Raw genomic sequence first — 17461 nt, forward strand, 5'->3', positions numbered from 1 at the left:
CTGAGTACCCCAACGCCCGCTATGCCCATCACCATGACCGCTGAATGGCGCCGTACGCACCGCGAGGAAAGCATCCGCCCGGAGACTGAAGAGGAGCGGGCGGAAAAGCCCCGGCACGTTAGAGACGGCGAGAATCTCGCCTAGCGTGTCGGCACGGCCCCACCGGTTCCCCAGCCGGTGGGGCCATCAGTGCATGTCGTCCCGGCTAATCCGGTCCTGCGTGGTCACCATGAGAGCGTCCCACTCATGAACCAAAGGCGCCCGCAACCACTTCCCGAGCGACGGCCGCTGATCCAGGTTCACGGCCCCGGACACGGTCGCGTCCTCCACCCACCCCGCGACCGTGTGACTGCCCTTGACGATGGCTTCCGAGAGTTCGAGCCCTTGACGCTCTAGCGCCGACGACGACGGGTGCCCGGCGCGATTTTCCCTCCGCCGCCCCACCGCCACCGCCCACCACAGCGCTTCAGGACCTCGGGCTTGCCCCTCTTTGCGCACCTTCGTTATTGGCCGGTTGTGTTCCCAATCTCCTGGTGCGGCCCGGACTGCGCCCTTACCGTGGAAGCATGAGGTCGCCGTACGTGTACGCTGCGTCGCCGTCCTTCTTCCCTGCCCGTAAGGCCCCGGCCGTCCGCCGGGGTCGCGAGAGGAGAACCCATGTCGCTCGACGTCTCACCGGCGCTGTTGGAACAGGCCGAGCGAGGCGAGGTCGACGAAGCCGACTTCGTCGACTGCGTCCGGACCTCCCTGCCCTACGCATGGGAGATGATCAGCTCTCTGGTGGCCCAGCTGAAGGTCGACGGCGGAGATTTCGCCGACAACCAGACGCCTCCGCCGGACGAGCAGGCACGTGGTCAGCTGCTGCGTGCGCTCGCGAGTGATGCGATACGCGGTGCGCTGCAGCGGCACTTCGGGGTGCGCCTGGCATTCCAGAACTGCCACCGCGTCGCGGTGTTCCCGCTGGACGCCTCGGTCGACGAGCGGCTGGCCCGATTCACTTCGGTGAGGGGTCAATTGCTCAACCAGTCGCCCGAACTACGGGACTGCTGAACGCTTCTGCTGCCGCTCCGGGCCGCAGGAGGTGCAACTGGCTCCGGGGCGGCAGCTCCTCGTACTCCTACGGGTGTTCATGTCAGTAGTGGCAGCACCTCGGTGCCCAGCCGCGCTACGTTCTCCTCCGTGGCCGCCAGATCTCCCGAACCCTCCACCAGGAGCGCGAACCTGGTGATGCCTGTCCGCTCGGCGGTCGCGGCGAGCCGGTCGGCGGCGAGCCGGGGCGGGCCAACCGGATGAAGGCCGCAGAGCAACTCCGTATAGGCGACCGGGTCGCGCATCACGCGGTGTCTGCCGTCGACCGTCACATGGGCGTCCAGTCCCTGTCGCAGCCACCCCGGCATCGCCTTCACGAGTGTCTCCACGGCCTCCGCGGACCGGTCCGCGATCTGGGCGACGCCCGCGGAGACATGGCCCGCTTCCCGGATACTCTCGGGCGACCGGCCCGCGGCGAGCGCGGTGGAACCCCACAGGGCGACCATCTCGGCCTTCTCCTCGTCGCCGCAGTGCATTCCGAGGAGCATCGGCAGGCCGTTCTCGGCGGCGAGTTTCACGCTCTTCGGCGACGTGCACGCGACGATCACCTCGGGGCCGCCCGGCCCTTGCGGGCCATTCCCGTCGTTCTCGTCGAGCAGCTCGTCGGCCCGGGGAACCACCGCGACCTCACGGAAGCCGAATCGCTCCCCGTTACCCGCCACGCGAGGTTTGCGCAGCCAGTCGAGCAGCAGGTCCAACGACTCCGGGAAGCCCTTCTCGTACGCCTCCAGGCCCCCTCCGAACACCTCCAGGTCCACCCAGGGCCCGCCCCGTCCCACGCCGAGGGAGAACCTGCCCCCGCTGGTGAGTTGGAGCAGCGCGGCCTGTTCACCGAGCGCCACCGGATGCTGGTTCGGCAGCACGCTGACCGCCGTACCGACCCGGATCCTGCGGGTGCGGCCGAGCAGCAGCGCGGCCAGCGTGACGGCGGAGGGGCAGACCCCGTACGGCACGAAATGATGTTCTGCCAGCCAGACCGAATCGAGCCCGGATTCCTCCGCGACCTCGGCGGACCGGATCGCGCGATGCAGCGCTTCTCCCGGTCCCTGCCCCGGAAACTGGGCTGCCAGTACGAACGTTCCCACGCGCATCGCCAATTACCTCCTTGTGGCCGACGCGGCTCCCCCCTACTGGCAACAACGCCTGACACGTGCCAAAGGCACGGTCCGCGACGAAATTGTTGCGATTTTCCGGTAACCCGTCCTGTCCCGGGCCGTACCGGACGCCTGCCCGGCCGAATGGCCCTACGCTTGACAGGAACTGCCCAGCCTGCCCCGTGAGGTGTCACGTGTCCCCGCGCCGTAACCGTCCCCGAGGCGGCGAGAGTCCCACCGGCAGCGCGAGTCTGTCGGGGGAGCGCTACGGCGGGGGCGGGCGCGCCGAGGAGTGGCAGGGCGAGCAGTGGTCGGTGCGCCCGGTGAGCGGCGCGAGCGCGGCGGGCAAGCGGTACCGCTGCCCCGGCTGCGACCAGGAGATCCCGTCCGGCGTACCGCACCTCGTCGCCTGGTCCGAGTACGGCGGGATCGACGACCGCAGGCACTGGCACAAGGCGTGCTGGAACGCGAAGGACCGCCGCACCACAAGGGTGCAGCGGTCCAGGAACGCGCCGCGCTACTGAGAGGCCGGTGACCGGTCAGACGTCGCGCCGGTGCAGCGACACATAGGCGCCGGCCATGGCGACGGCCGTGACGCCCAGCATGATCCACAGCGGCTCCCAGCCGGTCGGCCCCGACGCGGAGACCGAGGCGTCGTACAGCCCGCCGAGCTGGCTGGGGATCGAGTACTCGAAGAGGGCCTGCTGCACCCTGGCGAGCGACGGCGCGAACATGAACATGGCCAGCACCAGCGGCAGCAGTACCACCGCGATCATGATCGTGATCGCGCCGGCGGAGTGCCGGATGAGGGCGCCGACCGCGAGCGACAGCAGTCCCAGGGTCGCGATGTAGAGACCGACGCCGACCGTGGCGCGCAGCCAGTCGTCACCGCTGGCCTTACCGCCGTCCAGCATGGCCGTCTGCAGCGCGGCGACGAGCGTGGTCATCACGGTCGTGATGGTGAAGGTGAGCAGGAAGAAGACGATCGCCTTCGCGCTCAGCACCCGGGCGCGGCTGGGGCAGGCCGTCAGCGTCGTACGGACCATGCCGGTGCCGTACTCGGTGGCGATGGTCATCACGCCGAGCGTGATCACACAGATCGAACCGAGGAGTACCCCGAAGAAGCCGAGGCTGAGCACCTTGGTGGAGCCGAGCTCGGGGCCGGACATGTTGACGGCGACAGCCGACAGCAGTCCGATGCCGAGCAGCAGCACGATCATGATGCCGAGCGTCCACATCGTGGAGCGCACGGAGCGGATCTTGGTCCACTCGGAGGCGAGCGCGTCGGCGAGGGTGGCGCGGCGCTGCGGGATCGGCGAGGTGTACAGATCGGTGGGCGCGGGCGCCCAGTTCTGCTGCGGGTGCTGGTGCGCCTGCTGCTGGTACGGCGCCTGCGGGGTCGGCGGCGTTGTCATCGGGCGTCCTCGCTGGTGTCGCTCTTGGTCAGGTCTGCGGGGCCGGCCGCGGGCGCGGCGGGTGCGGTCGTGGGCACGGCCGGGGCGGCCACGGGGGGCGCCGTGTACGGGTTCTGTCCGGGCGGCGGCGGGGCGTACCAGCCCTGCTGCGGCACCTCAGGGACGGTCGGCAGCGGCGGTGCGTATCCGCCGCCCGGCACGGGCTGCTGCAGCCCGGCCTTCTGGTCCACCGTCGAGCGGTAGTCCACGGCGCCCTGTGTCATCCGCATGTACGCCTCCTCCAGCGAGGCCTGGTGCGGTGACAGCTCCCACAGCCGCACATCCGCCCCGTGCGCCAGGTCGCTGATCCGCGGCAGCTGCAGCCCGGTGACCCGCAGGGCCCCACCCGGCTCGGGCATCACCTGGCCGCCCGCCTCGGTGAGCGCGGCGGTCAGCTTCTCCCGCTGCTCGGGCTGCGTATCCGGGACCCGTACCCGTGCGAAATCGGCCGAGTTGGCGGAGATGAAGTCCTTGACGCTCATATCGGCGAGCAGTTGCCCGCGCCCGATCACGATCAGATGATCGGCGGTGAGCGCCATCTCGCTCATGAGATGGCTGGAAACGAAGACCGTACGGCCCTCGGACGCCAGCAAGCGCATCAGGTTGCGGACCCAGAGAATGCCCTCCGGGTCGAGACCGTTGACGGGCTCGTCGAAGAGCAGCACCTGCGGGTCGCCCAGCAGCGCCGCCGCGATCCCGAGCCGCTGCCCCATGCCGAGCGAGAAGCCCTTGGACCGCTTCCTGGCGACGTCCTGCAGGCCCACGACGCCGAGCACCTCGTCGACCCGGGCGGCCGGGATACCCGAGAGCTGCGCCAGCGAGAGCAGGTGGTTACGGGCGCTGCGGCCTCCGTGCACCGCCTTGGCGTCCAGCAGCGCACCCACCTGGCGCGGCGCGTTCGGCAGGCTGCGGAAGGGATGCCCGCCGATCGTCACATGGCCGGACGTCGGCCGGTCCAGGCCGAGCATCATGCGCATCGTGGTCGACTTGCCCGACCCGTTGGGACCGAGGAATCCGGTGACGGCGCCGGGCCGCACCTGGAAGGAAAGGTTGTACACGGCTGTCTTCGCGCCGTAGCGCTTCGTCAGGCCGACTGCCTCGATCATGCTCCAGCCCCATCGACTTATCTGTCGTCGGGGCCCAGGCCGTCAGGCCGCACGCCCCCCGTAAGAGTTAGGAGGATATCCAGGCTTTGACGGTTCCGGCCAAGCCGTTCAGGGGAGCGAGTCGCCGAGAGGCGGCAGGTCGTCGTAAAATCGCAGGTCGCCGGAGGCGTCGAGGTACGGCAGGAAGTCGGTCTGCGGGAGCACCCGTCCCTCCTCGCGCAGGCCGGGATCGATGCCCGCCTTGTGGCCGTGGGAGGGCTGGGAGGACGTCGACCCGGTACTGGCCGAGTCCGAGTCGGACCTGCCGGCTACGCGTCCCGCTTCTTGAGCACGAGGTACCCGCCGATCAGCGCGGCCGCCACCCATGCGGTCAGAATGCCGAGCCCGCCCCACGGCCCGTACGGCGCCGGCTCGCTGTTCATGGCGGCCGGAACCACCTGCATGATCTTGGAGCCCGCCTGGTCGGGGAAGTAGCGGGCCACGTTCTTGGCGCCCGGGACCGCCGACAGGATGGACGAGACGAGGAAGAAGAACGGCATCAGGATGCCGAGCGACAGCATCGAGCTGCGCAGCATCGTCGCCACACCCATGGAGAAGATCGCGATCAGCCCCATGTAGACGCCGCCGCCGAAGACCGCACGCAGGACATTGTCCGCACCGATGTCCGTGCGATGGTCGCCGAGTAGGGCCTGGCCGAGGAAGAACGTGACGAAGCTGGTGGTCAGCCCGACCACCAGCGACAGCACACCGGCGACCAGGATCTTGCTGAAGAGGAACGAACCACGCTGCGGCACGGCGGACAGCGAGGTACGGATCATGCCCGAGCTGTACTCCGTGCTGACCACCAGGACACCGAAGACGACCATCGCGAGCTGACCGAGGATCATCCCGGAGAAACTGAGGTAGGTCGGGTCGAAGGTGGCCTGCTCCAACGCGGGGAGTTCGTCGAACTGGGAGTTCATCAGTGCGCAGAGTGCCGCGCTCATCGCCACGGTGACAGCGAACGCGGAGATCAGGGTCCAGGTGGTGGAGGAGACCGTACGGATCTTGGTCCACTCGGAGGTCAGGACCGCGGGTACCGATGCCATCGTCGTCACGCCCCCTTTCCGGGGCCGGAGGTGCCGGAGGTGAAGCTGTCGCGCTGCTGGTTCCACTGCTCGCCCCACTGGGGGCCCGCGGGCGGTGGCGGCCACCCGGCGTGGTCCGCATGGGCGTGGTACTCCACGGAGTCCGCCGTCATCTGCATGAACGCCTCCTCCAGCGAGGCCCGCTGGGCGCTCAGCTCATGCAGCACGATCTGGTGCTGCGCGGCCAGCTCGCCGAGCTGTTCGCTGGTGGCGCCGTCGATCTCCAGCACGCCGCTCCCCGATTCGACCGCGACGATGCCCGCCTCGTGCAGCACATCGCGCAGCCGTTCCTGCTGCGGGGAGCGCATCCGTACGTAACTGCGCGAGTTCTGGTGGATGAAGTCGGCCATCGAGGTGTCGGCGAGCAGCCGGCCCTGGCCGATGACGATCAAATGGTCCGCGGTGAGTGCCATTTCGCTCATCAGATGCGAGGAGACGAAGATCGTCCGGCCTTCCGCCGCGAGTGCCTTCATCAGATTGCGGATCCAGTGAATTCCCTCGGGGTCCAGACCGTTGACGGGTTCGTCGAACATCAGGATCTCGGGATCGCCGAGCAGCGCGGCCGCGATTCCGAGCCGCTGGCCCATTCCGAGGGAGAACGACTTGGACTTCTTCTTCGCCACCGCGCTCAGGCCGACGGTGTCGAGGACTTCCGGGACGCGGCTCTCCGGGATGCGATTGCTCTGCGCGAGACAGAGCAGATTGTTGTACGCGCTGCGTCCTCCGTGCATCGACTTGGCGTCGAGCAGCGCACCGATGTGCTTCAGGGGTTCCGACAGCTCACGGTAGTGCCTGCCGTCGATCCGCACCGATCCGCTGGTCGGGTTGTCGAGATCGAGCATCATCCGCATCGTGGTGGACTTGCCCGCCCCGTTCGGTCCCAGAAAACCCGTCACCATTCCAGGTCTGACCTGGAATGAAAGGTGGTTGACGGCAACCTTGTTGCCGAAGCGCTTGGTGAGGCCATCAAGCTCGATCATGCGTTCACGCTAGAACGGCCGCGCGCCCGGCGCCACCACAACGGTGGAACCGGGCGCGCGAAGGGTACAGCTGAGGTACCGCGGCGTCAGCGGGTCTGCTGAGCCGGGACACCACGGGTGACGGGCTCGTCGTCCACCGGCGAACCCGCGGCGGCCACCGCGGCACCGGTCAGCGTCGCCAGCATCTCGCGGACGTTGGTCAGCTGCGCGTTGATGGAGTCGCGGCGGTTGGTGAGCGCCGCCAGCTCGCGCTCCGATTCGCTGCGGATCCGGTCGGCCTTGGCGTTCGCGTCGGCCACGATGTCCTCGGACTGGCGCTGCGCGGTCTCCACGGTCTGACGCGCCCGGCGCTCGGCGTCCGTACGGAGCTTCTCGGCCTCCAGACGGAGCTGCTCGGCGCGGTGCTCGATCTCGGCGAGACGCTTCTCGGCCTTGGCCTGACGGGACGCGAGGTCGCGCTCCGACTGGTCGCGGCGCTTGGCCAGGTTGGTCTCGAAGTCCGCGGCGGCCTGGGCGGCCTTGGCGCGGGTCTCCTCGAAGAGGGCGTCGGCCTCCTCGCGCTTCTGCGCCGCGTCCTTCTGGGCCTCGGTACGCAGCGCGTTGGCCTCACCCTTGGACTTCTCGACGATGCGGACGCCCTCGTCCTCGGCCTTCGCCTTGCGCTCGGCGGCGAACGACTCGGCGTCGTTGCGCACCTGCTGGGCGGCCGACTCGGCGAGCTCGCGGTGCTGCTCGGCGGCGCGACGGGCCTCCTCGCGCAGGTCCTTCGCCTCCTCCTCGGCGAGGCGGAGAATCTTCTCCACACGCGCACCGAGACCCGCGTACGACGGCTCTGCGTCGTTCACCTGGGCCTGGGCGTTCTGCGTTTCGAGGTGGAGCTCCTCGATGCGCTTCTCCAGGGACGTGATGCGGGTCAGAGCACTGTCACGGTCGGCGACGAGCTTGGTAATGCGGTCATCCACCTGACCGCGGTCGTAACCACGCCGTACGAGCTCGAAGCCGAAGGGGGAGGAAGGGTCACTCATGGGGTTCCTGTCGAAGTAAGACCGGTGAGGTGATAGAGGGAATCCTAGGGGCCCGGGCGGCGTGTCATCGAGTGGATGCCCGTTTGATCTGGAGAATGACACCCCTTTTGGGTGGCTGACCCCCGGAACCCTTGCCACTCGGAGGGTTGAACGTTCTTGTCGAAGCACGTGACATGGTCGGCCGACTACCCCTCGGACGACTTGCCACTCGATCGAGTGCCTGCCGAGGCTCCGGCTTTGACGCCGGTGGACCCGCCACCCGCACCCTTTCCGCCGCCCGACGGTGCCTCGAAGGACTCCAACGCCTCCAGTACGTCCTGGACGCGGGAGATCTCCGTGTTGATGTCTTTGCGCCGGCGCACCAAGATGTCGAGCTCGCGCCGCCCCTCGTCGACCGTCCGCTTCGCCTCCTGCTCGGCGTCGCCCCGCAGCTTCTCGGCCTCGCGGACCATGCTGGCCTTCTTCTGCTCGGCCTCCTTCAGCAGCGACTCGGCCCGCTTCACCGCGGCGATCCGGACCTTGCTCGCCTCCGAATTCGCGTCCGCCAGCAACTCCTTCGCCTTCGCCGCGGCCTCCTCGCGCTGCTCGGTCGCCGCCTTCATCAGCTTGTCGACGCGCTCGCCCGCCGTCTTCATCTGCTCGGAGGTCTCCCGCCGGGCCCGGTCGTGCAGCTCCTCGATCTCGGTCTCCAGACGCGCCCGGAGCTCCTCCGCCCGCTCCCGAATGGCCGTGGAGTCCCGCCGCGCGCCGACCAACAATTCGTCCGCGTCCGCACGCGCCCGCTCCACCAGGGTGTTGCCCTCGACGGTCGCCTCGGAGGTGATCCGCACGGCCTCCTTGCGGGCCGCGCCGACCATCGTGTCGGCCTGCTCCTCGGCCTCGGTGGCGGCGCGCAGCGCCTCCTCCTGAGCCTTGTTCATGAGCTGGTCGGCCTGCTCGGCGGCGTCCGCACGACGCTTCGCCGCCGCCTCGCGCGCCTCGTCGAGCAACCGGTCCGCCTCCGCGCGGGCCTCGCCGCGCAGCTGCTCGGCCGCCGCTTCCGCGTCGGTGCGCACCCGCTCCGAGTCCTCACGGGTGCGTGCCGCGTGCTCCTGCGCCGAGGCGACAGTGGCCGCCGCCTCCGCGCGCAGCCGCTCCGCCTCGTCGGTCGTCTCGCCGAGGAGCCGGTCGGCCCGGGCCGTGGCGTCGCTGACGAGGGTCGTCGCCTGCTCTGTCGCCTCGGTACGGATCCGCTCGCTCTCGCCCGTTGCCTCGCCGACGAGCCGGTCGACCTGCGCCGCGGCGTCCGAACGCATCCGGTTGGCGTCCTCGCGGGCCTCCGCACGACTGCGGGAGGCATCCTGCTCGGCCGAGGCCAGCGCGTCCGAAGCCTCGGTACGCATCCGCTGGCTGTACTCCGCGGTGTCCGAGCGCAGCCGCTCCGACTCGGTGATCGCGTCGCTGACGGTCCGTTCGGCCATCGCCTTGGCGGCCTCGGACTCCTCCTGCGCCTCCCGGCGGATCCGGCTCGCGTCCTCGCTCGCCCGCTCCCGCTCCGCGTACGCATCGGCGCGGACCCGGTCCGCCTCCTCCTGCGCCTCGGCCCTCGTCCGCTCCGCCACGTGCTCGGCGGTGGAACGCAGCCCTGCGATCTCCGCCTCGGCCTGCTCCTGGAGCCCGGAGACCGAGTCCCGTACCTGCTGGGCGGTCTGCTCGGCCGCGGAGACCATCTCGGTCGCCCGCGCGTCCGCCTCCTCGACCAGGCGGTGCGCCTCGGCCTGCGCCTCCTCGACCCGCTTGCGGGCGGAGGCGAGCAGCTCCTCGCTCTGCTCGCGGGCGCGCTCGCGCTCCTGGTTCGCCTCGGTGCGCGCCGCGTCGAGGGTCTCCTCCGCCTCGCGGCGGCGCCGGTTCGCCTCCTCCTGGGCGGCGGCCAGCGCCTCGGCGGCCTCGGTGCCCACGCGTTCGGCGGCGGCCGCGGCCTCGGCCCGTACCCGGTCGGCACTGTCCTGGGCCTCGGACTTGAGCCGCTCCGCCTCGGCGGCCGCCTCGCTGCGCAACCGTACGGCGACGGACTCGCCCTCGGCACGCGACTTCGACGCATCCGCCGCGGCCTCGTCGCGCAGCCGCTCGGCCTCGGTCTCCGCCTGTGTCTGCAGGGCGCGCAGCCGCTCGGCGGCCTCCGCGCGCAGTCGCTCGGACTCCTCGTTCGTCTCGCGGCGGATCCGCTCCGCCTCGCCGCGCGCGTCCGCCAGCGTCTGCTCGGCGGCGGCGCCCCGGGTCTCGGCCTCGGTGTGCAGCCGGGACAGCTCGTCGGCGGCCTCGGCCTGCCGGGCGGCGACCGTACGCTCGGTCTCCTCCCGGAGCCCGGCCGCCGCCTGCTCGGCCGCGGCCGTGGTGGACTCCGCCTGCTCCTCGGACTCCGTACGCAGCCGGTCGGCCTCGGCACGGGCCCGCTCCAGCGCTTCCTCGGCCTGGGTGCGCAGGGCCGTGGCGCGCTCGACGGCCTCGGTACGGACCCGGTCGCTCTCGGTGCCCGCGGCGGTCCGCAGTTCCTCGGCGTCCGCCTTCGCCTTGGACAGCAGCTCCTCGGCGGTCTTCGCGCCCTCCTCGATCTGCTGGACGGCCTCGCGGCGGGCCTCGCCCCTGATCCGCTCGCCCTCGGCGACCGCCTCGGAGCGCAGCTGCTCGGCCTCGCCGCGCAGCCTGCGGGCCTCCTCCTGCAGCTCGACGGTCCTGGCCCGGTACTCCTCGGTGTCGTCCTTGGCCGCGCCCTTGAGCTGGTCGGCCTGTTCGGCAGCCTCGCCGCGCAGCCGGTCCGCCTCGGCCTCCGCCTCGCGGCGGATCCGGTCGGCCTCCTCGCTCGCCGCCTTCGTGGTCGACCGTGCGTCCTCGGACGCCTTGGTCAGCACCTCCTCGGCGGTCCTGGCCGCCTTGGCGAGCTGGGCCGCGGTGTCCTCGACCGCCGCCGTGCGGGCCTTCTCGGTCGCCTCGGACTTGATCCGGTCCGCCTCGGCGCGGGCGTCGGCGAGCGCCTGCTCGGCTTCCGCCTTCAGTGCCTCGGCGCCCTTCGTGGCCTCGCCGACCAGCCGGGCGATCTCCGACTTGGCCGTACGGGTGCGCTGCTCGTTCTGCGACTCGGCGCCGGCCAACCGCTTGACCGCGGCGTCCTTCGCCTCGGCGAGGACCTTCTCCGCCTCCAGGCGGGCCTCGCGCAGCTGCGTCTCGGCCTCCTGCATGCGCTGCTCGGCGGCCCGGTTCAGCTCGGCGGTCTGCTGCCGGGTCTGCTCGGTCTCCGCGGTCGTCGACGTACGCAGCTGTTCGGCGTGGCTGGTGGCCTCCTGCGCCTGGCTGGAGGCGGCGCCCAGCAGCCGCTCGGCGTCCTTGCGGGCGCGCAGCAGGATCGCCTCGGCCTCGGATCGGGCGGACTCCGCCTCGGAGCCGAGCCGGTGCCGGGTCTCGTCGGCGAGCCGGGCGGCCTCGGCGCGGGCGGCCGTCAGGGACTGCTCGGCCTCGGCCCGGGACTCGTCGAGCAGCCGGCGGGCCTGGGACTCGGTTCTGGCCCGGAGCTGTTCGGCCCAGGCGACGTTCTCGTTGACATGCGACTCGACGGTCTGGCGGCGCTCCGCCAGCTCCTGGTCGAGGCGCTGCCGTCGCTGCACGGCCTCGTTGTGCAGCTCGGCCTGCAGCCGTGCCTGGTGCTCGGCGTGCTCCTGCAGGATCCGCTGCGTCTGCGCCCGGGCGTCACGGAGTTCGCGCTCGGCGTCGGTGCGCAGCTGTTCGGCCTGGATCTGGGCATTACGGAGCAGCTGTTCGGCCTGGTAACCGATGTCCGCGCTGTCGTATGCGGGACGGGTCGCGAGATTGCGCCGAGCCTCGTGCAGCTTGGCGCGCAAGACCTCGACCTGGTAACCGAGGTCCTCGGCGTGCTGGACGGCCTTCTCCCGGTCGGTCCTCAGCCGGTCCATCTCGGCTTCGAACCGCGAGAGATGGTCGTCTTCAGCTCGGTGGCTCTCCTGGCGTTCGTAGCCCCGCACTGCGCGGTCCCATCCGTCCCCTGGTCGCAACTCTCCAAATGAGTACCGCTCGCCGGCGAACGGTCCCCCGGGGAATGGTGACAGATCAACGGCTGGGGACGCGGCGCGGCCCCGACCCGGCCCCGGCCCGGAACCGCCCACTCTACCGGGCCGGGTATCCGGAGGTCAGTGCTCCGCTGCGGACGTGACCAGTTCGGTGAGAACGCCGTGGCAGTCCTTGGGGTGCAGGAAGGTGATCCGCGACCCCATCGACCCGGTCCTGGGCTCGTCGTACAGCACCCTGACCCCCTTGGAACGGATGTCCGCGGCGTCCTCGTCGACGTCTGCGGTGCCGAAGGCGATGTGATGGACCCCCTCGCCGTTCTTGGCCAGCCATTTTCCGACGGCCGAGTCCTCGCGGGTGGGTTCCAGGAGCTGGAGGTACGAGGCACCGCCGTCCGAGGTCTCGTTGATCTTGAGCATGGCCTCGCGTACGCCCTGCTCCTCGTTGACCTCGGAGTGGAAGACTTCGAAGCCGTAGGTCGCCCGGTAGAACTCGACGGTTTTGTCGAGGTCGAAACAGGCGATTCCGATGTGGTCGATTCGCGTCAGCATGGACAACAGTGGAGCGCTCCACCGATGGTTACGCAACGTGCGCGCGATCACACCCGCTGCTGGATGACGGGCGGCGTCACCGCTCAGTACATTCGAGTAAACCCTCGTTCACATCTAATCCAAGGGGCCGTGCCTCATGTCTGGAACGACCGGTACCACCTCAGTGATCGTCGCGGGCGCCCGTACGCCCATGGGCCGTCTCCTCGGCTCCCTGAAGAGCTTCTCCGGAGCCGATCTCGGCGGCTTCGCCATCAAGGCCGCGCTGGACCGGGCCGGTATCGGCGGCGACCAGGTCGAGTACGTGATCATGGGCCAGGTGCTCCAGGCCGGGGCGGGACAGATCCCGGCACGCCAGGCCGCGGTCAAGGCCGGTATCCCGATGAGCGTTCCCGCGCTCACCGTCAACAAGGTCTGCCTCTCCGGCCTCGACGCGATCGCCCTGGCCGACCAGCTGATCCGCGCGGGTGAATTCGACGTCGTCGTCGCCGGCGGCCAGGAGTCCATGACCAACGCCCCGCACCTGCTCCCGAAGTCCCGCGAGGGCTACAAGTACGGCGCGATCGAGATGCTCGACTCGATGGCGTACGACGGTCTGACCGACGCCTACGAGAACATCCCGATGGGCGAGTCCACCGAGAAGCACAACACCCGCCTCGGTCTGAGCCGCGCCGACCAGGACGAGATCGGCGCCCTGTCCCACCAGCGCGCCGCCGCCGCCCAGAAGAACGGTCTCTTCGAGGCCGAGATCACCCCGGTCGAGATCCCGCAGCGCAAGGGCGACCCGATCCTCTTCTCCAAGGACGAGGGCATCCGTGCCGAGACGACCGTCGAGGCCCTCGGCAAGCTCCGGCCCGCTTTCGCCAAGGACGGCACGATCACCGCGGGCACCGCCTCGCAGATCTCCGACGGCGCCGCCGCGGTCGTCGTGATGAGCAAGGCCAAGGCCGAGGAGCTGGGCCTGGACTGGATCGCCGAGATCGGCGCCCACGGCAACGTGGCGGGCCCGGACAACTCGCTCCAGTCGCAGCCGTCCAACGCGATCAAGCACGCGCTGAAGAAGGACGGGCTGAGCGTCGACGACCTCGACCTCATCGAGATCAACGAGGCGTTCGCGGCCGTCGCCCTCCAGTCGATGAAGGACCTCGGCGTCTCCCCGGAAAAGGTGAACGTCAACGGCGGCGCCATCGCGCTCGGCCACCCGATCGGGATGTCCGGCGCCCGCGTGGTGCTGCACCTGGCGCTGGAGCTGAAGCGGCGCGGCGGCGGCACGGGTGCGGCGGCGCTGTGCGGTGGCGGCGGTCAGGGCGACGCGCTGATCATCCGCGTCCCCGGCAAGTAGTCCTCGTCACGTACGCACAGAGCGAACCGAACGGAGCGGTGATGGTGGACGTCCCCACCCTGGTCGAGCAGGCCCGTGAAGGCCGGCCGCGAGCCGTGGCCCGGCTCATCTCCCTCGTGGAGGGGGCGTCGCCGCAGCTGCGCGAGGTGATGGCGGCCCTCGCGCCACTGGCCGGGAACGCGTATGTCGTCGGGCTCACCGGTTCACCGGGTGTCGGCAAGTCGACCTCGACCTCGAGGCTCGTCTCGGCGTACCGGCGGGCCGGAAAGCGGGTCGGCGTCCTCGCCGTCGACCCGTCGTCGCCGTTCTCCGGCGGCGCGCTCCTCGGCGACCGGGTCCGGATGTCGGAGCACGCCTCCGACCCCGGCGTCTACATCCGCTCCATGGCCACCCGCGGCCACCTGGGCGGCCTCGCCTGGGCGGCGCCGCAGGCGATCCGGGTGCTGGACGCGGCGGGCTGCGACGTGATCCTGGTGGAGACGGTCGGGGTCGGCCAGTCGGAGGTGGAGATCGCCTCCCAGGCCGACACCTCGGTGGTGCTCCTCGCGCCCGGCATGGGCGACGGCATCCAGGCGGCGAAGGCCGGAATCCTGGAGATCGGCGACGTGTACGTCGTCAACAAGGCCGACCGGGACGGCGCGGACGCCACCGCCCGCGAGCTCAACCACATGCTGGGTCTCGGGGAGTCCCGCGGCCCCGGCGACTGGCGGCCGCCGATCGTGAAGACGGTCGCCGCCCGGGGCGAGGGTATCGACGAGGTCGTCGAGGCCCTGGAGAAGCACCGGGCGTGGATGGAGGAGCACGGAGTGCTCGCCGAGCGGCGCATGGCCCGCGCGGCCCGCGAGGTCGAGACGATCGCCGTCACGCGGCTGCGTGAGCGCATCGGTGATCTGCACGGCGACCGCCACATCGGCGCGCTCGCCGAACGCATCGTGGCGGGCCGTCTGGACCCGTACGCGGCAGCGGACGAACTGGTGGCGGGGATCACGAGCGAGTCCTGACAGGCAGGCACCGAGGGGCGAGGGGCGGCATGCGGGCCGCCCCACGCCCGCTCGCCCTCGTCAGCCGTTCGGGTGAGTCGTCCGCACCGCAGTCCTAGGCGGGCCGTGACCGGCGCATGGCAGGATGACGTACCACACGTGTCATGCACACCGGGGGGAAGCGACACATGCTGGGGCCGCTGCGTGAGGACTCGCCCAGACGGATCGGACCGTACGGGATACGGGCCCGGCTCGGCGCGGGCGGCATGGGGGAGGTCTTCCTCGGAGACCCGGGCGACGGCGGGGATCCCGTCGCCCTCAAGACGGTGCGCCGCGATGTGGCGCAGGACCCCGGCTTCCGGCACCGTTTCCGCCGCGGGATCGCGGTCGCCCGCTCCGTCACCAGCCCCTTCCTCGCCCCGCCGCTCGACGGGGACGCGGACTCCGAAGTGCCCTGGCTGGCCACCGGATACGTGGCCGGGCCGACCCTGTCCGCCGGGCCGGTGCGATGGACGAGGGCGAGGTGCGGATGCTCGGCGCCGGGCTCGCCCGCGCGCTCGCGGCCGTCCATGCGGCCGGGGTCGTGCACCGGGATGTGAAGCCCGGCAATGTGATGCTCGCCGAGGACGGTCCGCGGGTCATCGACTTCGGGATCGCGCGGGACGGCAACGCCACCCCGCTGACCACCACCGGCCGAATGGTCGGCAGCCCCTCCTTCATGTCCCCGGAACACGTGGCGGGCAGCGGGCGCGTCACCTTCGCCTCCGACGTCTTCTGTCTCGCTTCCGTGCTCTGCTTCGCCGCCACCGGCCGCGATCCCTTCGGCGACGGGCCGGTCGCCGCCGTGCTCTACCGGGTCAAGTACGTCGAGGCCGATCTCGAAGGCGTACCGGACGCGCTGCGCGCCGTACTCGCCGACTGCCTGGCCGCCGACCCCGCCGACCGCCCCACCGCCGCCGGACTCGCCGAGCGGCTCGCCCCCGGCGCAGCGCAGCAGTGGCCCGAGCCGGTGCGGCAGCACATCGCCGAGTACGGCAGGGAACTGGCCCGGGTCCGCGCCCTCGACGGACCGCTGCTGCCCGGTTACACGCCGACCGAGGCGGCCACCGGCAGCCGCGCCCCCGTTGCTCAGCTGCCCACGCAGGGAACCGACTTCGCGCCGGGTCTGCACCTGGTGGAGACCCAGGGCCCGGCCTTGCCCGGCCGGAACCACCCCGACGCAGCCGCCGCGCCCTGATGGCGTCCCTGGCCCTGCTCGTCATCGGGGGCGCGGCGACCGGCGGACTCCTGGCGCTTCGGGACCGCGACGGCGACAACAACACCGCATCCCCGGGCGGCAGTCCGGCGCGGAACACAGTGATGGTCGCCGGGGTGGACGACCAGGGCGGCCCGGACGGTTCCGGAACCGTTCCGTACGGCCGGGAGGTCCGCCCGAAGGACTGGAAGCCCTGGAAGTCCTCGACCGGCAGCAACGGGCCCTTCGGCTGCACGGCCAACAGCACGGTCGTGGTCTGCCGCGACACCGCCGGTGCCTATCAGGCCCTGTCCGCGGTGGACGGCCGGAAGCTGTGGAGACTCGACACCCAGGAGCAGGGGGGCGGGGCCGGAGTGAGTCCCACCGGACAGTTCTTCATGCCGTCCGACTCCAGCCGTCCGACCGTGTACGGGGACATGGTGTTCATGGCGAGCGGTGACCGGCTTCTCGGGGTGGACGCGGCCACCGGTGAAACCCGCTGGCAGCAGCGCGCGGGCGGAGCACACACCCGGTCAGCTGGCCCTCGATGTGCCGTACGGCCGGCTGGACCTGCCCGACGGGGAGGAGCACCCCGTCCAGGTGACCGACGAGGGCGGGCGGCTGGTCGCCGCGTCCAAGGACCTGGAGGCGGTCTCGGGGACCGCCACGGACCGGGGCACGCCCAACGCGTCTCAGGCGCCGGGAAGTTCCGGCAGCGGCGGCGGCACCGACGACGACAGAGGCGGCGACCGCCACGGCGGCGACGACAACCGCGACGACGACGCGAACACCCCCGGCCGCGGCGAGGGCATCCGGGCGGAGATGGCCGCGATCACGGCGTCGGAGGACCTGTCCCGCCGGGTGCCGGAGCGCGGCTCGCGCGACGAGATCGCCCGCACACGCGCGCTACGGCTTGCCCCGCCGCCCTCGCAAGTGCTCCGCGACCGGCGTCAGCGCCGCGTGCAGGTCCGCCAGTGCCTCCGGCGTCAAAAGGTCCATGAAGTGCTTGCGCACCGATGCGACATGGTGCGGCGCGACCTTCTGCATCGTCTCCGCGCCCGTCTCCGTGAGCACCGCGTACAGACCGCGCCGGTCGGATTCGCAGTTCTCCCGGCGGACCAGCCCCGCCGTCTCCATACGGGTGATCTGGTGCGAGAGCCTGCTCTTGGACTGCAATGTGGCCGCGGCCAGGTCGCTCATCCGCATGCGCTGGTCCTCCGACTCCGAGAGGTTCACCAGGATCTCGTAGTCGTTGTTGGTCAGGCCGAACGGCTGGAGGTCCTTCTCCAGCTGGTGCATCAGCAGCCTGCTGACGTCCAGGTGGGTGCGCCAGGCGCACTGCTCCGCGTCGCTCAGCCACCGGGTGGCCGTCTCGGTTTCCATATGTGGATTCTACCTAAGAAGTTGAAAGCCGGACGAAGTGAAT

At 70.8% G+C, this 17461-nt stretch carries 16 protein-coding genes; 6 read left to right on the forward strand and 10 right to left on the reverse strand.

The features are described 5' to 3' along the window. Positions 1–186 precede the first annotated feature (186 nt). On the reverse strand, positions 187–498 hold the full coding sequence (locus ACGFSA_RS15610) for a recombinase family protein (protein WP_393304399.1): 312 nt from the start codon (positions 496–498) through the stop codon (positions 187–189). Between the two features lie 159 nt (positions 499–657). Here ACGFSA_RS15610 and ACGFSA_RS15615 point away from each other — a divergent pair, with 159 nt between their 5' ends. Continuing rightward, positions 658–1050: an SCO5389 family protein gene (locus ACGFSA_RS15615; protein ID WP_358857428.1), complete on the forward strand. Its 393-nt coding sequence runs from the start codon at positions 658–660 to the stop codon at positions 1048–1050. Between the two features lie 77 nt (positions 1051–1127). Here the strand turns inward: ACGFSA_RS15615 and ACGFSA_RS15620 are convergent, their stop codons facing one another. Then, on the reverse strand, positions 1128–2180 hold the full coding sequence (locus tag ACGFSA_RS15620; RefSeq protein ID WP_393304402.1) for an LLM class flavin-dependent oxidoreductase: 1053 nt from the start codon (positions 2178–2180) through the stop codon (positions 1128–1130). 197 nt (positions 2181–2377) lie between these two features. Between ACGFSA_RS15620 and ACGFSA_RS15625 the strand changes: the two genes are divergently transcribed. Next, entirely contained in the window at positions 2378–2707 is a 330-nt protein-coding gene (locus tag ACGFSA_RS15625; RefSeq protein WP_393304404.1) for an ATP/GTP-binding protein, read from the forward strand. Positions 2708–2722: 15 nt separating this feature from the next. Here the strand turns inward: ACGFSA_RS15625 and ACGFSA_RS15630 are convergent, their stop codons facing one another. The 7 genes from ACGFSA_RS15630 to mce all read right to left on the reverse strand — a co-directional run bounded on the left by ACGFSA_RS15630 (position 2723) and on the right by mce (position 12482). Next, a complete protein-coding gene (locus ACGFSA_RS15630; RefSeq protein WP_393304406.1) occupies positions 2723–3598 on the reverse strand; it encodes an ABC transporter permease subunit in 876 nt (291 codons plus the stop codon). After that, the gene (locus ACGFSA_RS15635) at positions 3595–4743 is read right to left on the reverse strand and encodes an ABC transporter ATP-binding protein (protein ID WP_393304408.1); all 1149 of its coding nucleotides are present in this window, start codon (positions 4741–4743) and stop codon (positions 3595–3597) included. Before ACGFSA_RS15635 ends, ACGFSA_RS15630 begins: the two co-directional genes overlap by 4 nt. A gap of 308 nt (positions 4744–5051) precedes the next feature. Further along, the gene (locus ACGFSA_RS15640) at positions 5052–5831 is read right to left on the reverse strand and encodes an ABC transporter permease subunit (RefSeq protein ID WP_393304410.1); all 780 of its coding nucleotides are present in this window, start codon (positions 5829–5831) and stop codon (positions 5052–5054) included. 5 nt (positions 5832–5836) lie between these two features. Next, complete coding sequence (locus ACGFSA_RS15645) at positions 5837–6850, reverse strand: ABC transporter ATP-binding protein (RefSeq protein WP_393304412.1); 1014 nt, start codon at positions 6848–6850, stop codon at positions 5837–5839. Positions 6851–6936: 86 nt separating this feature from the next. Next, positions 6937–7875 carry a cellulose-binding protein gene (locus ACGFSA_RS15650; protein ID WP_345510284.1) on the reverse strand — a complete coding sequence of 313 codons (939 nt, stop codon included), beginning with the start codon at positions 7873–7875 and terminating at the stop codon, positions 6937–6939. 185 nt (positions 7876–8060) lie between these two features. After that, the gene (scy, locus tag ACGFSA_RS15655; protein ID WP_393304415.1) at positions 8061–11888 is read right to left on the reverse strand and encodes a polarized growth protein Scy; all 3828 of its coding nucleotides are present in this window, start codon (positions 11886–11888) and stop codon (positions 8061–8063) included. A gap of 165 nt (positions 11889–12053) precedes the next feature. Next, positions 12054–12482, reverse strand: a complete 429-nt coding sequence (gene mce, locus ACGFSA_RS15660) for a methylmalonyl-CoA epimerase (RefSeq protein WP_366133419.1) — start codon at positions 12480–12482, stop codon at positions 12054–12056. 136 nt (positions 12483–12618) lie between these two features. Here mce and ACGFSA_RS15665 point away from each other — a divergent pair, with 136 nt between their 5' ends. The 4 genes from ACGFSA_RS15665 to ACGFSA_RS15680 all read left to right on the forward strand — a co-directional run bounded on the left by ACGFSA_RS15665 (position 12619) and on the right by ACGFSA_RS15680 (position 17036). Beyond that, a complete protein-coding gene (locus tag ACGFSA_RS15665) occupies positions 12619–13821 on the forward strand; it encodes an acetyl-CoA C-acetyltransferase (protein ID WP_393304418.1) in 1203 nt (400 codons plus the stop codon). 41 nt (positions 13822–13862) lie between these two features. Then, a complete protein-coding gene (gene meaB / locus ACGFSA_RS15670) occupies positions 13863–14822 on the forward strand; it encodes a methylmalonyl Co-A mutase-associated GTPase MeaB (protein ID WP_393304420.1) in 960 nt (319 codons plus the stop codon). Positions 14823–15255: 433 nt separating this feature from the next. After that, entirely contained in the window at positions 15256–16038 is a 783-nt protein-coding gene (locus ACGFSA_RS15675; RefSeq protein ID WP_393304521.1) for a protein kinase, read from the forward strand. Between the two features lie 122 nt (positions 16039–16160). Then, positions 16161–17036, forward strand: coding sequence for a PQQ-binding-like beta-propeller repeat protein (locus ACGFSA_RS15680; RefSeq protein ID WP_393304523.1), 876 nt, complete (start codon positions 16161–16163; stop codon positions 17034–17036). Here the strand turns inward: ACGFSA_RS15680 and ACGFSA_RS15685 are convergent. Beyond that, positions 16942–17418, reverse strand: a complete 477-nt coding sequence (locus ACGFSA_RS15685; protein WP_037689349.1) for a MarR family transcriptional regulator — start codon at positions 17416–17418, stop codon at positions 16942–16944. The genes ACGFSA_RS15680 and ACGFSA_RS15685 overlap by 95 nt on opposite strands. Positions 17419–17461: the final 43 nt, after the last annotated feature.

Source organism: Streptomyces sp. NPDC048496 (assembly GCF_043200055.1).
GTDB lineage: Bacteria > Actinomycetota > Actinomycetes > Streptomycetales > Streptomycetaceae > Streptomyces.